Annotated in this window: 11 protein-coding genes; 2 read left to right on the plus strand and 9 right to left on the minus strand. The window is 57.8% G+C overall.

Annotated features, from left to right (window positions below):
* Window positions 1-261 precede the first annotated feature (261 nt).
* A complete protein-coding gene (malT, locus tag DBR02_RS08795; protein WP_063865394.1) occupies window positions 262-2,967 on the plus strand; it encodes an HTH-type transcriptional regulator MalT in 2,706 nt (901 codons plus the stop codon).
* 81 nt (window positions 2,968-3,048) lie between these two features.
* On the opposite strand, the gene DBR02_RS08800 is transcribed toward malT, so the two are convergent.
* From DBR02_RS08800 to glpE, 3 genes are read right to left on the minus strand one after another with little or no spacing between them, the layout of a single operon-like run.
* Window positions 3,049-3,807 (minus strand): DeoR/GlpR family transcriptional regulator, encoded by a 759-nt coding sequence (locus DBR02_RS08800; protein ID WP_063865393.1) that lies wholly within the window; start codon window positions 3,805-3,807, stop codon window positions 3,049-3,051.
* Window positions 3,808-3,823: 16 nt separating this feature from the next.
* Window positions 3,824-4,654 (minus strand): rhomboid family intramembrane serine protease GlpG, encoded by an 831-nt coding sequence (glpG, locus tag DBR02_RS08805; protein ID WP_107534085.1) that lies wholly within the window; start codon window positions 4,652-4,654, stop codon window positions 3,824-3,826.
* 47 nt (window positions 4,655-4,701) lie between these two features.
* On the minus strand, window positions 4,702-5,034 hold the full coding sequence (glpE, locus tag DBR02_RS08810) for a thiosulfate sulfurtransferase GlpE (RefSeq protein WP_107534087.1): 333 nt from the start codon (window positions 5,032-5,034) through the stop codon (window positions 4,702-4,704).
* 188 nt (window positions 5,035-5,222) lie between these two features.
* Here glpE and glpD point away from each other — a divergent pair, with 188 nt between their 5' ends.
* Window positions 5,223-6,731 (plus strand): glycerol-3-phosphate dehydrogenase, encoded by a 1,509-nt coding sequence (gene glpD, locus DBR02_RS08820; RefSeq protein WP_107534091.1) that lies wholly within the window; start codon window positions 5,223-5,225, stop codon window positions 6,729-6,731.
* 126 nt (window positions 6,732-6,857) lie between these two features.
* On the opposite strand, the gene DBR02_RS08825 is transcribed toward glpD, so the two are convergent.
* The 6 genes from DBR02_RS08825 to glgB all read right to left on the minus strand — a co-directional run bounded on the left by DBR02_RS08825 (window position 6,858) and on the right by glgB (window position 17,488).
* Window positions 6,858-8,015 carry a DDE-type integrase/transposase/recombinase gene (locus DBR02_RS08825; protein WP_107533827.1) on the minus strand — a complete coding sequence of 386 codons (1,158 nt, stop codon included), beginning with the start codon at window positions 8,013-8,015 and terminating at the stop codon, window positions 6,858-6,860.
* 104 nt (window positions 8,016-8,119) lie between these two features.
* The gene (gene glgP / locus DBR02_RS08830) at window positions 8,120-10,567 is read right to left on the minus strand and encodes a glycogen phosphorylase (RefSeq protein ID WP_107534093.1); all 2,448 of its coding nucleotides are present in this window, start codon (window positions 10,565-10,567) and stop codon (window positions 8,120-8,122) included.
* A gap of 18 nt (window positions 10,568-10,585) precedes the next feature.
* Window positions 10,586-12,019, minus strand: a complete 1,434-nt coding sequence (glgA, locus tag DBR02_RS08835; protein ID WP_063865387.1) for a glycogen synthase GlgA — start codon at window positions 12,017-12,019, stop codon at window positions 10,586-10,588.
* On the minus strand, window positions 12,019-13,314 hold the full coding sequence (gene glgC, locus DBR02_RS08840) for a glucose-1-phosphate adenylyltransferase (protein WP_063449532.1): 1,296 nt from the start codon (window positions 13,312-13,314) through the stop codon (window positions 12,019-12,021). The genes glgA and glgC overlap by 1 nt, the downstream gene beginning before the upstream one ends.
* 17 nt (window positions 13,315-13,331) lie before the next feature.
* Window positions 13,332-15,305: a glycogen debranching protein GlgX gene (gene glgX / locus DBR02_RS08845; protein ID WP_107534095.1), complete on the minus strand. Its 1,974-nt coding sequence runs from the start codon at window positions 15,303-15,305 to the stop codon at window positions 13,332-13,334.
* Complete coding sequence (gene glgB, locus DBR02_RS08850) at window positions 15,302-17,488, minus strand: 1,4-alpha-glucan branching enzyme (RefSeq protein WP_063449534.1); 2,187 nt, start codon at window positions 17,486-17,488, stop codon at window positions 15,302-15,304. Before glgB ends, glgX begins: the two co-directional genes overlap by 4 nt.
* Window positions 17,489-17,655: the final 167 nt, after the last annotated feature.

Below are 17,655 nucleotides of genomic sequence, written 5' to 3' on the forward strand. Positions count from 1 at the left end.
TAACTTCAGCGTCATTATCTCCTCCTGAAACCAGTTTCAGCGCAACCGCACGCCATGCAGACAAGCCAGCAGCAGCGCGGCATCCAGCCATTTAACAAAAGTTCCAACATAGATGAGAATGTTTTGTGACAGAGTGCAAATTCAGAGCCTCCAAACCCAGACATAACTTGCAATAGTTCCTGTATTGGCCGAACTTATAGGTATTAATTACGAAGCGCAAAAAAAATAAATTTTCTCGTTCCCCACAGTGAAGTGAAAACTATGTTGATTCCGTCCAAATTAAGTCGCCCGGTTCGTCTTGACCATACTGTGGTCCGCGAGCGCCTGCTGGCTAAACTTTCCGGTGCGCATAATTTCCGACTGGCGCTGGTTACGAGTCCTGCGGGTTATGGAAAAACAACGCTCATTTCACAGTGGGCGGCAGGCAAAAGCGATCTTGGCTGGTACTCCCTGGATGAAGGGGATAACCAGCAGGAGCGTTTTGCGAGCTATTTAATTGCCGCTATTCAGCAGGCAACCAACGGGCACTGCGTCACCAGCGAGGTGATGGTGCAGAAGCGCCAGTACGCCAGCCTGTCCTCTCTTTTCTCACAGCTGTTTATTGAACTGGCCGAATGGCATCGCCCGCTGTACGTGGTGATTGATGATTATCATCTGATCACGAACCCGGTCATTCACGAGTCGATGCGTTTCTTCCTGCGCCATCAGCCGGAAAACCTGACGCTGGTGGTCCTGTCGCGCAACCTTCCGCAGCTGGGCATTGCTAACCTGCGCGTGCGCGATCAGCTGCTGGAAATCGGCAGCCAGCAGCTGGCCTTTACCCATCAGGAAGCGAAACAGTTCTTTGACTGCCGTCTGACGTCTCCGATCGAGGCGTCTGAAAGCAGCCGCCTGTGTGATGACGTTGCAGGCTGGGCCACGGCGCTTCAGCTGATTGCCCTTTCCGCGCGGCAAAACAACAGCCCGACGCACCAGTCGGCACGCCGCCTGGCGGGCATCAACGCCAGCCACCTGTCGGATTATCTGGTGGATGAGGTACTCGACAGCGTTGACCTCTCCACCCGCCATTTCCTGCTGAAAAGCTCCCTGCTGCGTTCGATGAACGATGCGCTGATCGTGCGCGTCACTGGCATCGAAAACGGGCAGCTTCAGCTCGAAGAGATTGAACGTCAGGGTCTGTTCCTGACGCGCATGGACGATCCCGGCGAATGGTTTAGCTACCATCCGCTGTTTGGCAGCTTCCTGCGCCAGCGCTGTCAGTGGGAGCTGGCCGCAGAGCTGCCTGACATTCACCGCGCCGCCGCCGAAAGCTGGATGGCGCAAGGTTTCCCGAGCGAGGCTATCCACCACGCGCTGGCCGCCGGGGATGCCGGTATGCTGCGCGATATTCTGCTCAATCACGCGTGGGGACTGTTCAACCACAGCGAACTGTCGCTGCTGGAAGAGTCGTTAAAAGCGCTGCCGTGGGAGAGCCTGCTGGAGAATCCGCGTCTGGTGCTGCTCCAGGCCTGGCTGATGCAGAGCCAGCATCGCTACAGCGAAGTGAACACCCTGCTGGCGCGCGCCGAGCAGGAGATGGAAAGCGAGATGGATACCATCCTGCACGGCGAGTTTAACGCCCTGCGCGCGCAGGTGGCGATTAACGACGGCGACCCGGATGAGGCCGAACGGCTGGCGATGGTCGCGCTGGATGAGCTGCCGCTGGCGAATTTTTACAGCCGCATTGTGGCCACCTCAGTGCACGGCGAAGTGCTGCACTGCAAGGGCGACCTCACGCGTTCGCTTTCCCTCATGCAGCAAACCGAACAGATGGCGCGCCGCCACGATGTCTGGCATTACGCCCTGTGGAGCCTGATCCAGCAAAGCGAGATTTTATTTGCTCAGGGGTTCCTGCAAGCCGCCTGGGAAAACCAGGAGAAAGCGTTCCAGCTTATCCGTGAACAGCATCTGGAACAGCTGCCGATGCACGAGTTCCTGTTGCGTATTCGCGCTCAGCTGCTGTGGGCATGGTCGCGTCTGGATGAAGCAGAAAGCTGCGCCCGCCAGGGGCTGAACGTGCTTTCGAGCTTCCAGCCTCAACAGCAACTCCAGTGTCTGGCCCTGCTGGTACAGTGCTCGCTGGCGCGCGGTGACCTGGATAATGCCCGCAACCACCTTAATCGCCTGGAAAACCTGCTCGGCAACGGGCAGTACCATAGCGACTGGGTGTCCAACGCCGATAAGGTTCGGGTAATTTACTGGCAGATGACCGGCGATAAAAAGTCTGCCGCCCACTGGCTGCGTCAGACGCCTAAGCCAGAATTTGCCAATAACCACTTCCTGCAAAGCCAGTGGCGCAATATTGCCCGCGTGCAGATCCTGCTGGGTGACTTCGAGCCTGCCGAGATCGTGCTGGAAGAGTTAAATGAAAACGCCCGCAGCCTGCGTCTGATGAGCGATTTGAACCGCAACCTGCTGCTGTTAAACCAGCTTTACTGGCAGGCGGGACGTAAAAACGATGCCCAGCGCGTGCTGCTGGAAGCGTTGCAGCTGGCGAACCGCACCGGGTTTATCAGCCACTTTGTGATTGAAGGTGAAGTGATGGCCCAGCAGCTGCGCCAGCTGATTCAGCTCAACACGCTGCCGGAACTCGACCAGCATCGCGCCCAGCGCATTCTGCGCGAGATCAACCAGCATCACCGCCACAAGTTTGCGCACTTCGATGAGAACTTCGTGGAGCGTCTGCTGAACCATCCGGAAGTGCCGGAACTTATCCGCACCAGCCCGCTCACCCAGCGTGAATGGCAGGTGCTGGGGCTGATCTACTCCGGTTACAGCAATGACCAGATAGCCGGTGAGCTGGCCGTCGCGGCGACCACCATCAAAACGCACATTCGTAATCTGTATCAGAAGCTGGGCGTGGCGCACCGTCAGGACGCGGTACAGCATGCGCAGCAGCTATTGAAGATGATGGGGTACGGTGTGTAATTTATTGCCCGGCGGCGCTACGCTTGCACGGGCCTACGGGTTTTGTAGGTCGGGTAAGCGCCGCGCCACCCGACAAAACGGCTAGCACAGCTCTAACTGCACATTATTATCCTTAATCACCTGCATCACGCCCGCCGGCGGCATTACGTCGGTATAGACCGCATTCACCAGGCCAATGCTGCCCATGTTCACCATCGCGTTACGGCCAAACTTCGAATGGTCCACCACCAGCATCACGTGGCGCGAGTTCTCAATAATCGCGCGCTTGGTGCGTACCTCGTGATAATCAAACTCCAGCAGCGAGCCGTCAGTGTCGATGCCGCTGATCCCCAGAATGCCGAAATCGAGGCGGAACTGGGAGATAAAATCGAGCGTCGCTTCACCGATAATGCCCCCGTCGCGGCTGCGTAGCTCGCCGCCCGCGAGAATGATGCGGAAATCATCTTTCTGCATCAGGGTGTTGGCCACGTTCAGGTTGTTAGTGACCACGCGCAGGTTCTCGTGATCCAGCAGCGCGTGGGCGACCGCTTCCGGCGTGGTGCCGATATCAATAAACAGCGTCGCGCCGTTCGGGATCTGGCTCGCTACCTTACGGGCGATACGCTCTTTCTCTGCCGTTTGCGTCGCCTTACGGTCATGCCACGAGGTGTTCACCGAGCTGGACGGCAGGGCGGCGCCGCCGTGATGCCGCAGAATACGGTTCTGATCGGCAAGGTCGTTCAGGTCACGACGGATGGTTTGCGGGCTGACGGCAAACTGCTCCACCAGCTCTTCCGTACTGACGTATCCCTGTTTTTTGACCAGTTCGATAATGGCGTCATGACGTTGTGTTTGTTTCATCAATTATCCCTGAGAATTATGTTCGTTTTCGCGCATGGAGCGTATCGGCAAGCGCCATCGCCAGCCCGACCGCCAGGCCGGTAACGTGCGCACCATTGGCGATAGACATACCAAACAGATCAAACCATCCGGCAATAAGCCATATTAACGCAAAGGTTATTAATCCACGTTGTAAATAGATGCCGCTTTCCGGGTCGCGCTCGCCTCTGAGCCAGGCGTAGCCCATCAGGGCGTAAACCACGCCGGATAACCCGCCAAACCACGGGCCGCTGAATTTATGCTGCACATAGCCGCTCAACAGGGCGCTGATCACCGTGATGACAATCAGCTTGCCGCTGCCGAGCCGCTTCTCCACCGCCCCGCCGAGATACCACCACCACAGCAGGTTAAAGAGGATATGCATCACCGAGAAGTGCATCAGCGCATGCGTGAAGTAGCGCCAGACGTCAAATTGCAGGGAGGGATCGTACGGCCATGCCAGGGCAATCATCACGCTCTGGTCGCCCACCACGCTCATAATGATAAAGACGATGATACAGGCCGCCATCAGCAGCAGGGTAAACGGCCCTGCGCGCTCGCGGAGGGTGGCGAGAAAAGGAAAACGTTGATAGTGCAGGCCACTGCCCGTCTGGCCGGACTGCCAGCTTGCCGCCAGATAGCGCGGGTCGCCCGGGTTTTCCAGAAAACGCGCCAGCTCGGCGTTCACGCGCTCGGCCTGGCTTTCGTCCGCCAGCCAGACGTCCGTCTGCGTATGCTGCTGAATAGTCAGGATTATGCCCTGCGTCGCCATATAGTCGACAAACGCCTGGGCGACGCGTGGGTTGCTAAAAGAGGTGATCATCAACATGGGCAGCGGTCGCTTATTTCCACACAAAAGGGGACAGTATAGCGGGATCAGCGCTCAAACGCGTATTCAACTTCTGCCGGGAAATGACGGTGCCAGGCATCAAAGCCGCCGTCGACGCTGTACACCGCATCGTAGCCCTGCTGGATCAGATACTGCGCTGCGCCTTTACTGCTGTTGCCGTGGTAACACATCACCATCACCGGGGTTTCGAAGTCGTTATCGCGCATAAACGCGCCCAGCGTGTCGTTGGCCAAATGGAACGCGCCCGGCGTGTGGCCCATGGCAAAGCTCTGCGGATCGCGGATGTCCACCAGCACCGCGGTTTTCTGGTGCATCTTCTGATGGGCTTCTTCTACGTTAATACATTCAAACTGATCCATGGTGCTCTCTTTAAAGTGGTCAACGACAAGATTTTACCCCGTAGTGTACGTCCTGGCGGCGGGTAAACGCCATTATGTTATCCATATCACTCTAAATTGTTTTTTTGATGTTACCAAAAGCGCGTTCCTTTGCTATTATGAGCGATATCGAACATTTCTGAGCTTTAACGAAAGTGCATGAGGGTGTTATGGAAACCAAAGATCTGATTGTGATAGGCGGTGGCATCAACGGTGCCGGTATTGCGGTTGATGCCGCAGGACGCGGTTTATCCGTGCTGATGCTGGAAGCTAACGATCTCGCCTGCGCGACGTCGTCCGCCAGCTCCAAGCTGATCCACGGTGGCCTGCGCTACCTGGAACACTACGAATTCCGCCTGGTCAGCGAAGCGCTGGCCGAACGCGAAGTGCTGCTGAAAATGGCCCCGCATCTGGCGATCCCAATGCGCTTCCGCCTGCCTCACCGCCCGCACCTGCGCCCGGCGTGGATGATCCGCATCGGCCTGTTTATGTACGATCATCTCGGCAAACGCACCAGCCTGCCGGGTTCGAACGGTTTGCGTTTTGGCTCAGAATCGGTCCTTAAGCCTGAAATCGTGCGCGGTTTCGAATATTCCGACTGCTGGGTGGACGATGCGCGTCTGGTGCTGGCTAACGCCCAGATGGTCGAGAAGAAAGGCGGCGAGGTGAAAACCCGCACCCGCGCGACCGCCGCCCGCCGCGAAAACGGCCTGTGGATTGTGGAAGCAGAAGACGTGGATACCGGCGAGAAGTTCAGCTGGAAAGCACGCGGCCTGGTGAACGCCACCGGCCCGTGGGTGAAGCAGTTCTTCGACGATGGAATGCATCTGCCTTCACCGTACGGCATTCGCCTGATCAAGGGCAGCCACATTGTGGTGCCGCGCGTACATACTCAGAAGCAGGCCTACATCCTGCAAAACGAAGACAAGCGCATCGTGTTTGTGATCCCGTGGATGGACGAGTTCTCCATCATCGGCACCACCGACGTGGAGTACAAAGGCGATCCGAAAAACGTTGAGATCGACGAGAGTGAAGTCAGCTACCTGCTGAAGGTGTACAACGCGCACTTTAAGAAACAGCTGGTGCGCGATGACGTGGTCTGGACCTACTCCGGCGTGCGTCCGCTGTGCGATGACGAATCTGACTCACCGCAGGCCATCACCCGCGACTATACGCTCGATATTCATGACGTAGACGGTCAGGCACCGCTGCTGTCGGTGTTTGGCGGCAAGCTTACCACCTACCGCAAGCTGGCCGAGCACGCGCTGGAAAAACTGGCGCCGTACTATAAAGGCATCGGCCCCGCGTGGACCAAAGAGGCGGTACTGCCGGGCGGGGATATCGGCGACAACCGCGACGATTACGCCGCGAAGCTGCGTCGCCGCTTCCCGTTCATCACCGAAGGGATGGCGCGCCACTATGCCCGCACCTACGGCAGCAATACCGAGCTGTTCCTCGGCGACGCGAAAGAGATTGGCGACCTGGGCGAACATTTCGGTCATGAGCTGTATGAAGCGGAGCTGCGTTACCTGGTTGAACACGAGTGGGTGCGTCGCCTGGACGATGCCATCTGGCGTCGTACTAAAGAAGGGATGTGGCTGAATGCCGAACAGCAGTCTCGCGTCGCGCAGTGGCTGGCGCAACATGCGGGAAAGCGTGAATTGTCGCTGGCGTCCTGAGGGTGAAAAAAAAGCCGGGTGGCGGCTCCGCCTTACCCGGCCTACTCGATCCTGTAGGCCCGGTAAGCGCAGTGTATGACCGGATACATAGGTGACAGATCAGACCGGGAACATAGGTAACACATTTTAGTCTATCCGGAGCACACTCTGGGTTTTCCGGTCATAGTACGCAAGCGTTATTCCGTTAAAGATGATGGCCTCAAGGCCATCATCTTGTTCTTCCAGCATGATGTACTCATCCGTCAGCGCTTCACTCAGGAACACCGTCCCCTTTTTCCCCATATAGAGTGTCCCCCTCGATTTCACCCTGTAGACCTTACCTCCTTCCGGATAAGCATAGTCAGGAACACTGCCATCCCAGTGCCGGTTCGAGGGATGCCATACCGTTCCGGGCGTTGCACCCGCCAGGGCTTCATGCGGCCTTTCGTAGTTAAATTCTTCCCGGTAATCACTGAACCACCGCTGTTGTTCTTCCATCGTCATGAAGGTGTTGCCCTGTTTCACTGCACTTTTCAGGGAACGGTGCATTCGCTCATGGCGGCCATTTTCTTCCGGATGACCCTTTCTGATACGCTCCGGCCTGATGCCCAGCTTGATTAGCCAGACGGCAAGGCGACTTAATCCGGCTATTCCTGTTCCCGCGAAGGGCTGACCGTTATCGGTTCTGAGCACTTCCGGCAGACCGTATTCCAGGAACGCATCTGTCAGGCACTGTCTGACGAAGGGCTCACTCTCCCGGTCCGTTCCCCGGCAGCTCAGAAGATACCGGCTGTGATTGTCGGTCAGGGTGAAGGGATGGCAGTACTCTCTGCTCAGCAGCCTGAACTTACCTTTAAAATCAGCGCTCCAGACCTGATTGTTTTCACTGATGATGGTCAGGGGCTGGCGATTGCCCGGGGTTCTGCGTTTTCGCTTTTTATCCGGAACCAGGCCTTCACGCTTGAGGATATCGCCGACAGTGCTGGCAGCAGGTACGGTAAAATCGACATGATGGTTGAGGAGCCACATCCGCAGTTTTTTGGGGCCCCAGTCAGGGTGTTTTTGACGCAGGGCAGTCAGGTGTCCGACGATATAATCGGGAACCGTCCGGGAGTGGGAGCGTGGCGCACGCGACCGGTCAGAGAGAGATGACAGGTCAGAAGGGTCAAACCGCTGAAGCCATTTATAGCCTGTTTTACGGCTGATGCCAAAAAGACGGCAAAGAGCGGAGAAGGAGTCCGTACCTGCATGGCAGGCACGGATAAAATCAAGGCGTTGCATAGGTCGGGTCTCAGTCCAGGGCATAGCGAGTCTCCTCTTCTATGCCAGTTATAACTGTTACCCATGTATCCGGTCTAAAGTGTTACCCATGTTTCCGGTTCATACCGCAGCGCCACCGGGCTAAATTTTTACAACCGCACCGGATCAATATGCCAGATAGTCTCGGCATACTCCTTGATGGTTCTGTCTGACGAGAAGTACCCCATGTTGGCGATGTTGTGCATCGCGGCGCTGGTCCACTTCTCCTGCTGACGGTACAGCTCGTCTACCCTGTCCTGACAGTCCACGTAGCTGCGGTAATCCGCCAGCACCTGATAGTGATCGCCGAAGTTAATCAGCGAATCCACCAGGTCACGATAGCGTCCAGGCTCCTCAGGATTGAACACCCCGGTGGCAATTTGCGTCAGCACCTGGCGTAGCTCTTCATCCTCTTCGTAATATTCGCGCGGCGAGTAGCCCTGCTTGCGAAGCGACTCCACTTCTTCCGCCGTATTGCCGAAGATAAAGATGTTCTCCTCCCCTACATGCTCAAGCATCTCGACGTTTGCGCCGTCCAGCGTGCCGATGGTCAGCGCGCCGTTCAGGGCAAACTTCATGTTGCTGGTGCCGGACGCTTCCGTCCCCGCCGTGGAAATCTGCTCGGAGAGATCCGCCGCCGGAATGATAAGCTGCGCCAGGCTCACGCTGTAGTTCGGGATGAATACCACCTTCAGCTTGTCGCCAATGTCCGGATCGTGGTTGACCACCTTCGCCACATCGTTGATGAGGTGAATAATGTGCTTCGCCATGTAGTACGCGGACGCCGCCTTGCCGGCAAAGATTTTCACGCGCGGCACCCATTCCGCCGTCGGGTCAGCCTTAATGCGGTTGTAGTGGGTGATCACGTGCAGCACGTTCATCAGCTGACGCTTGTACTCGTGGATACGCTTGATCTGCACGTCAAACAACGCTTTCGGGTTCGCCACCACGTTGAGGTGCATCGCCAGCCACACCGCCAGACGTTTCTTGTTCAGCAGCTTGGCTTCCCGCACGGCTTTGTTCACCGTCGGGAAATCAATGTGCTGCTCAAGCTCGCTCAGCTGGCTCAAATCGGTGCGCCAGGTGCGGCCAATGTTCTCATCCAGCACGTCGGAGAGCGGCTGGTTCGCCAGCGCCAGCCAGCGGCGCGGCGTGACGCCGTTGGTCACGTTGCAGAAACGCGTCGGGAAGATCTTCGCGAAGTCCGCAAACAGCGACTGCACCATCAGGTTCGAGTGCAGCTCTGACACGCCGTTCACCTTGTGGCTGATCACCACCGCCAGCCAGGCCATGCGTACGCGGCGACCGTTGGATTCATCAATGATCGACGCGCGGCTCAGCAGGCCGGTATCGTTCGGGTACTGCTCCTGCAAGGTCTTGAGGAAGTAGTCGTTGATCTCGAAGATGATTTGCAGATGGCGCGGCAGAATTTTGCCGAGCATGTCCACCGGCCACGTCTCCAGCGCTTCACTCATCAGCGTATGGTTGGTGTACGAGAACACCTGACAGGTCACCTCAAACGCGTCGTCCCAGCTGAACTTATGCTCGTCAATCAGCAGGCGCATCAGCTCGGGGATCGACAGCACCGGATGGGTGTCGTTGAGGTGAATCGCGGTTTTCTCCGCCAGGTTGGCGTAGGTTTTGTGCAGCTGATAGTGACGGCTGAGAATATCCTGAATCGTTGCCGAGACGAGGAAATACTCCTGACGCAGGCGCAGCTCGCGGCCCGAATAGGTGGAGTCATCCGGATAAAGCACGCGGGAGACGTTCTCGGAGTGGTTTTTATCTTCCACCGCCGCGAAGTAGTCGCCCTGGTTGAATTTACCCAGGTTGATCTCGCTGCTGGCCTGCGCGTTCCACAGGCGCAGCGTGTTGGTCGCATCGGTGTCGTAGCCGGGGATGATCTGGTCATAGGCCACGGCGAGGATCTCCTCGGTTTCCACCCAGCGGGATTTTTTCCCTTCCTGCTGAATACGCCCGCCAAAACGCACCTTGTAGCGCGTGTTGTGGCGCTTGAACTCCCACGGATTACCGTATTCCAGCCAGTAGTCCGGGGACTCTTTCTGACGGCCATCGACGATGTTCTGCTTGAACATGCCATAGTCGTAGCGAATACCGTAGCCGCGTCCCGGCAGCGCCAGCGTTGCCAGCGAGTCAAGGAAGCACGCGGCAAGACGCCCCAGACCACCGTTACCCAGCCCCGGGTCGTTCTCTTCGTCAATCAGCTCTTCTAAATCCAGACCCATCTCTTCCAGCGCGTTTTTGACGTCGTCATAAATCCCGAGCGACAGCAGCGCGTTGGAGAGGGTGCGACCAATCAAAAACTCCATCGACAGGTAATACACCTGTCGCGTCTCCTGCGAAAGCTGGGCGCGGTTGGAGCGCAGCCAGCGTTCGACCATACGGTCACGCACCGCAAACAGCGTGGCGTTCAGCCATTCGTGCTTGTTGGCAATAACGGGGTCTTTCCCAATGGTAAACATCAGCTTATAGGCGATGGAGTGCTTTAACGCCTCAACGCTGAGCGTGGGGGAAGAGTAGCTAAATGGAGCGTTCATATCTGTCACTTCGCCTCGTTACATCAAGCGTTGATAAAGGTCGCGGTAGGACTGCGCCGCAACGTGCCAGCCAAAGTCCATGGACATCGCCTGACGTTGGACGTAACGCCACAGGGATGGACGGGACCACAAGACGAACGCACGCCGGATCGCCCGAAGCAGCGACCAGGCATTACTGTCCTCAAAGACAAACCCGCTGGCGATACCGTCCGCCAGGTTTTCCAGAGAGCTGTCAGACACCGTATCCGCCAGCCCGCCCGTGCGCCGCACCAGCGGCAACGTGCCGTATTTCAGGCCATAGAGCTGCGTCAGGCCGCAGGGCTCGAAACGGCTCGGCACCAGAATCACGTCCGCGCCGCCCATAATGCGGTGCGAGAACGCTTCGTGATAACCGATCTGCACGCCCACCTGCCCCGGGTGTTCCGCCGCGGCCGCCAGGAAACCTTCCTGTAAAACCGGGTCGCCCGCGCCGAGCAGCGCCAGCTGGCCGCCCTGCTCCAGTAATCCCGGCAGCGCCTCCAGCACCAGATCCAGCCCTTTCTGGCTGGTCAGGCGGCTGACCACCGCAAACAGCGGCACCTTGTCGTTGACCTTCAGCCCCATCGCAATCTGTAGCTGGCGCTTGTTTTCCGCTTTGTCTTCCACCGAGTCGCGACCATAGCGCGCCGCCAGCAGGAGGTCCGTTTCCGGATTCCAGATCTGTTCATCCACGCCGTTCAGAATGCCCGACAGACGGCCTTCACGGTGGCGCTGTTGCAGCAGCCCTTCCATACCGTAACCGAACTCCGGCTGGGTAATTTCACGCGCGTAGGTTGGGCTGACCGCCGTAATGTGGTCGGCGTAGTACAGCCCCGCCTTCAGGAACGAAATCTGTCCGTTAAACTCCAGCCCGTGCATGTTAAAGAACGACCATGGCAGATCGATGTCATTCATGTGATGGGCGTAATACATGCCCTGATACGCCAGGTTGTGCACGGTAAACACCGATTTGGCCGGATGCCCCTTCGCCGCCAGATACGCGGGTGCCAGCCCCGCATGCCAGTCGTGCGCGTGCACCACATTCGGACGCCAGAACGGATCCAGCCCGACGGCCATCTCCGCCCCCACCCAGCCGAGCAGGGCAAAGCGCAGCACGTTATCGGTATAGGCGTACAGGTTGGTATCGTGATACGGGCTGCCGGGACGGTCGTATAAATGCGGCGCATCAATCAGGTAAATGCCTACCCCATTGTAATGTCCAAACAGCAGGGTGATACGTCCAGCGAAGGTCTCGCGACGGGAAACAACCTTTGCATCAGGAATACCGCGCCGGATATCCGGAAAAGCGGGCAACAACACGCGGGTATCTACCCCTCCGGCAATTTGCGCCGCCGGTAGTGCACCAAGAACATCCGCCAGTCCGCCCGTTTTTAACAACGGGAACATCTCAGAACATACGTGTAAAACCTGCATCATCGCTCCTGTTTGATTTGCAGCTTCCGCAACATTTCCCGTGTTACTAACACGATCCCCTCTTCCGAACGGTAGAAACGACGCGCATCTTCTTCCGCGTTTTCCCCAATCACCATCCCTTCGGGAATGACGCAGGCGCGGTCAATGACGCAGCGACGCAGACGACATGAGCGCCCTACCCAGACGTCCGGCAGCAGGACTGCCGAATCGATATTACAGAATGAGTTTATACGCACGCGCGGGAACAGCACGGACTGCACCACCACCGAACCGGAGATAATGCACCCGCCAGAGACCAGCGAATTCAACGTCATACCGTGGCTGCCGGAGCGGTCCTGCACGAACTTCGCCGGCGGCAGCGATTCCATATGGGTGCGTATTGGCCAGTTCTGGTCGTACATATCCAGCTCAGGCGTCACGGACGCCAGATCGAGGTTGGCTTTCCAGTACGCTTCCAGGGTTCCCACATCGCGCCAGTAGGGTTCCGCATTCGGATCGGACTGTACGCAGGACAGCGGGAACGGATGTGCATACGCCATGCCAGCTTTGGTAATTTTCGGGATAATGTCTTTGCCGAAATCGTGGCTGGAGTTTTCGTCTGTGTCGTCTTCTTCCAGCAGCTCATAAAGATAGTCAGCATCAAAGACATAGATCCCCATGCTGGCGAGCGATTTGGTGTCATCCCCCGGCATGGTTGGCGGGTTCGCCGGCTTTTCAACAAAATCGATAATTTTGTCGTCCGCATCCACGTGCATCACGCCGAACGCGGTTGCTTCCGCAACGGGCACCGGCAGACACGCCACGGTGCAGCGCGCCCCTTTTTCGACATGGTCGATCAGCATGTGGGAGTAATCTTGCTTATAGATGTGGTCCCCCGCGAGGATCACGACGTATTCCGCGTTGTAGCGGCGAATGATGTCGAGGTTTTGGGTCACCGCATCCGCCGTGCCGCGGTACCAGTTTTCCCCGTGTACGCGCTGCTGCGCGGGAAGCAGATCGACAAACTCGTTCATCTCTTCGCTGAAGAATGACCAGCCGCGCTGAATGTGCTGCACCAGCGTGTGCGACTGATACTGCGTAATGACGCCAATGCGGCGAATGCCTGAGTTCAGGCAGTTGGAGAGTGCAAAATCGATAATACGGAACTTACCACCAAAGTGAACCGCCGGCTTGGCGCGCTTGATGGTCAAATCTTTCAGACGGGTACCACGCCCGCCCGCAAGTATCAGGGCAACTGTTTTTAATGGTAGCTGGCGCGCCAACATTAACGGATCGTTCTTCTCTAATCTAACCATGACTAACTCCTTTTTTATCATCTTTGGAATACGCACACTCCGTGCGCAGGCCCGTGCCAGACAGCCATAACAACCGGATTATCCGCTCCGGCAAAGGGAGGAATGGCTCGCCATTCCCCGTCAGGTAAAACAATCTCTGCGACGTCATCCGTCGCGTTCAGCGTCACCAGCCACGCATCCGAAAGCAGGATTTGCAGACAGGGTATGCCGTGTTGCCACTCTTGCGCGCTTAACGGTTGCGCGTCTTTATTCAGCCAGCGAACGTTGCCGTCGCCCTCTTCCCACCAGCTGTCGGCGGTGAGCGCGGGGATGCGCTGGCGAAGATGGATCAGCGCCGCGGTGAAATGAGCCAACCCGCTGTTCGCTTCTCCCCAGTCGAGCCAGGTCAGGGTGTTGTCCTGGCAATAGGCGTTGTTGTTGCCGTGCTGGCTGTGACCGTGCTCATCGCCTGCCAGCAGCATTGGCGTGCCCTGCGATAACAAAAGCGTCGTCAGCAGCGCATGAACGCTGGCGCGTCGCCGCTCGATCACGTCCAGACTTCCGCCTAACCCTTCTATACCATGGTTAAAGCTATGGTTATTGTTAGTCCCATCGCGATTCTCCTCGCCGTTTGCCTCATTGTGTTTCTGATTGAAACAAACGCAGTCGCGCAGCGTGAAACCGTCGTGTGCCGTCACCAGGTTAATGGTGGCCGACGGACGTTTTCCGTCGCGCTTAAAGAGATCGCTCGAGCCGGCAAAGCGTCCGGCGAACTCTCCGAGCGACAGATCGCGCGCCAGCCAGAAGCGACGGACGGCGTCGCGGAAGTGATCGTTCCACTCGGCAAACAGCGGCGGGAAGTTCCCCACCTGATAACCGCCTTCACCAATGTCCCAGGGTTCCGCAATCAGCTTCACCGTTGAGAGCACCGGGCAGTTTTTTATCGCCTCAAACAGCGGCGCCTGCTGGCTAAATGCCGGAGTGCGCCCCATCACCGGCGCCAGGTCGAAACGAAAACCGTCCACGTGGAACGTCTCAACCCAGTATTTCAGGCATTCGTACGCGTAATGCGTAACGGCCGGATGGCTGAGGTTGAGGGTGTTACCGCACCCGGTCCAGTTTTCATAATCGCCGTCGTCCCTGATCCAATAATAGCTACGGTTATCGATTCCGCGCTGTGAGAGCGTCGGACCGTCAAGATCGCTTTCCGCACTGTGGTTCAGCACCACGTCCAGAATGACCTCAATGCCCGCCGCGTGAAGCGCCTTCACCGCATCACGAAACTCGTCCCGCGCTTTCTCCGGATGTACCGCGTAGCGCGGGTCGAGCGCGAACATCGCCAGCGGGTTGTAGCCCCAGTAGTTGCTTAACCCAAGACGCTGAAGACGCGGCTCGCTGGCGAAATGCGCCACCGGCAGCAGCTCCAGCGCGGTGATCCCTAACTGCTTCAGGTAAGCGACCATCGTCGGATGCCCCAGCGCTTTGTAGGTGCCGCGCATCTCTTTGGGGATCGACGGGTGCAGATACGTCAGCCCTTTGACGTGGGCTTCATAGATGACGGTATTACCCCACGGCGTGCGCGGCGGGGCATCATCTTCCCAGTCGTAGAGATCGTGCACCACCACGCTTTTGGGCGCGACGGGCGCGCTGTCGCGGTGGTCAGGTTCGCCGTAGCCGACGTGGAACAGCGGGTCGTCTTTAAACTCGCCGTCCACGCGGTGCGCGCACGGGTCAATCAGCAGCTTTGCCGGGTTAAACCAGTGCCCCTGAGATGGCTCCCACGGGCCGTGTACGCGAAAACCGTAGTGCATTCCCGGACGCCCGCCGGACAGGTAACCGTGCCAGATGTCTCCCGTGCGGGACGGTAAATCGTAACGGTGCTCGTTACCTTCCCCGTCAAACACACAGAGTTCCACCCGCTCCGCATGGGCAGAAAAGAGCGTGAAGTTCACCCCCTTTCCGTCAAAACTCGCCCCGAGCGGTTCGGGTTTACCTGCCGAGAGCTGCGTCATTCGCCCTCCCGCACCAGCCAGATGGTGCTCAGCGGCGGCAGCGTCAGGCTCAGGGAGTTCGGACGACCGTGGCTTTCAATCGCATCGCTCTGCACCAGCCCGCCGTTACCGGCGTTACTGCCGTGGTAATGCATGGAGTCGGTGTTCAGAATTTCGCGCCATTTACCCGGCTGGTTAATGCCGAAGCGGTAGTGTTCGCGCGGCACTGGCGTGAAGTTGCTGGCGACGATGATCTCGTTACCCGCTTTGTCACGACGGACAAAGACAAACACCGAGCGCGCGTGGTCGTCCACCACCAGCCACTCAAAGCCGTACGGATCGAAGTCCAGCTCGTGCAGCGCTTTGTGGTGGCGGTAGGTCAGGTTCAGGTCGCGCACCAGACGCTGTACGCCGTGGTGCCAGTTGTCCGCGCCTTCCAGCAGGTGCCAGTCAAGGCTGGTGTCGTGGTTCCATTCGCGCCCCTGCGCAAATTCGTTGCCCATAAACAGCAGCTTTTTGCCGGGGAAGGCAAACATCCAGCCGTAATAGGCGCGCAGGTTGGCAAACTTCTGCCACGGGTCCCCCGGCATGCGGTCGAGAATAGATTTCTTGCCGTGCACCACTTCATCGTGCGACAGCGGCAGCATGAAGTTTTCGGTGTAGTTGTAAAGCAGCCCAAAGGTGAGCTTATCGTGGTGATACTGACGATAAACCGGGTCGAGCTTCATGTAGTCGAGCGTGTCGTGCATCCAGCCGAGGTTCCACTTGTACCAGAAGCCCAGGCCGCCCATTGACGGTGGACGGGAAACGCCCGGAAAGTCCGTGGACTCTTCCGCCATGGTCACGGCACCTTCCACCTGCTCACCGATGATGCGGTTGGTGTTGCGCAGAAACTCAATCGCTTCGAGGTTTTCACGTCCGCCAAACTCGTTCGGGATCCACTCGCCCTCTTTGCGGCTGTAGTCGCGGTAGATCATCGACGCCACCGCATCGACGCGCAGGGCATCAATGCCGAAGCGTTCGATCCAGTACAGCGCATTCCCCACCAGGTAATTCGACACTTCACGGCGACCGTAGTTGTAGATCAGCGTGTTCCAGTCCTGGTGATAGCCTTCGCGCGGGTCGCTGTGCTCGTACAGCTTCGTGCCGTCGAACTCTGCCAGCGCAAAATCGTCCGACGGGAAGTGGCCCGGTACCCAGTCGAGGATGACGTTCAGCCCGGCGGCGTGCGCGGCATCAATGAAATAGCGGAAGTCATCGCGGGTGCCGAAGCGGCGCGTAGGCGCATACAGCCCGGTTGGCTGGTAGCCCCAGCTGCCGTCGAACGGGTGTTCGTTGATCGGCAGCAGCTCCAGATGGGTAAAGCCCATCCATTTGGCGTACGGTACCAGCTGGTCCGCCAGCTCGCGGTAGCTCAGCCAGAAGTTGTTGTCCGTGTGGCGACGCCAGGAGCCGAGATGCACCTCATAGACGGAGATCGGCGCATCAAAGCGGTTGGCCTGCTTGCGCTCCTCGCTCTGGACGACCTTTTCCGGCAGGCCGCAAATCAGCGAGGCGGTATTCGGGCGCAGTTCAGCCTCAAAGGCGTACGGGTCAGATTTAATGCGCAGCTTACCGCTGGCATCGATCATCTCGAATTTGTAGAGCTGGCCGTTATGCGCCCCGGGGATAAACAGCTCCCAGATGCCGGTTTCCCGGCGCAGGCGCATGGGGTGACGACGACCGTCCCAGTAGTTGAACTGCCCAACGACGGAGACGCGCTGGGCGTTTGGCGCCCATACGGCAAAGCGCGTGCCGGTGATACCGTCCATGGTATCCGCGTGGGCACCCAGCGTTTCGTAGGGGCGTAAATGGGTTCCTTCGGACAGCAGCCAGGCATCCATCTCTTTTAAGAGCGGCCCAAAGCTGTAGGGATCGTCAATCAGGTTTTGCTGACCGTGCCAGATAACGGCAAGCTGATAGCGAAAGGGGTTTTTACGGCGGGGCATGACGCCCGAGAAGAAGCCACGCGAGTCGAGGCATTCCAGATTACCCACCTTGCGGCCGGTTTTGGGTTCGATAACCCACACTTCTGTCGCATCCGGTAACAGCGCCCGAACTTCCAGTCCGGCCTCTGTACGGTGCATCCCTAGCACAGAAAAGGGGTCGGCAAAATGACCCGCAATAAGCGCATTAATCACGTCTCTCGAAATACGATCGGACATGGTATTCATCCTGTTTTTTTATGTCGCCCTTTTTACGCGCTCCGGGACGACTTTTAATGTGACCTAAACGGTGCAGTTAATCCTCTCTGCTCCGCCCTACCCTCAGGTGAGAAATAAATCTTCCTTAAAGCATAGCCAACGTCGTGGTTCCTCCTGATAAAAAATAA

Origin of the sequence: Enterobacter cloacae complex sp., from assembly GCF_900322725.1 — a bacterium.
Lineage (GTDB): Bacteria > Pseudomonadota > Gammaproteobacteria > Enterobacterales > Enterobacteriaceae > Enterobacter > Enterobacter quasihormaechei.

Excerpts from the sequence above, each read along its gene's own strand:
- malT (WP_063865394.1), top strand. The coding sequence starts at position 262 with ATGTTGATTCCGTCCAAATTAAGTCGCCCGGTTCGTCTTGACCATACT.
- DBR02_RS08800 (WP_063865393.1), bottom strand. The coding sequence starts at position 3,807 with ATGAAACAAACACAACGTCATGACGCCATTATCGAACTGGTCAAAAAA.
- glpG (WP_107534085.1), bottom strand. The coding sequence starts at position 4,654 with ATGTTGATGATCACCTCTTTTAGCAACCCACGCGTCGCCCAGGCGTTT.
- glpE (WP_107534087.1), bottom strand. The coding sequence starts at position 5,034 with ATGGATCAGTTTGAATGTATTAACGTAGAAGAAGCCCATCAGAAGATG.
- glpD (WP_107534091.1), top strand. The coding sequence starts at position 5,223 with ATGGAAACCAAAGATCTGATTGTGATAGGCGGTGGCATCAACGGTGCC.
- DBR02_RS08825 (WP_107533827.1), bottom strand. The coding sequence starts at position 8,015 with ATGCCCTGGACTGAGACCCGACCTATGCAACGCCTTGATTTTATCCGT.
- glgP (WP_107534093.1), bottom strand. The coding sequence starts at position 10,567 with ATGAACGCTCCATTTAGCTACTCTTCCCCCACGCTCAGCGTTGAGGCG.
- glgA (WP_063865387.1), bottom strand. The coding sequence starts at position 12,019 with ATGCAGGTTTTACACGTATGTTCTGAGATGTTCCCGTTGTTAAAAACG.
- glgC (WP_063449532.1), bottom strand. The coding sequence starts at position 13,314 with ATGGTTAGATTAGAGAAGAACGATCCGTTAATGTTGGCGCGCCAGCTA.
- glgX (WP_107534095.1), bottom strand. The coding sequence starts at position 15,305 with ATGACGCAGCTCTCGGCAGGTAAACCCGAACCGCTCGGGGCGAGTTTT.
- glgB (WP_063449534.1), bottom strand. The coding sequence starts at position 17,488 with ATGTCCGATCGTATTTCGAGAGACGTGATTAATGCGCTTATTGCGGGT.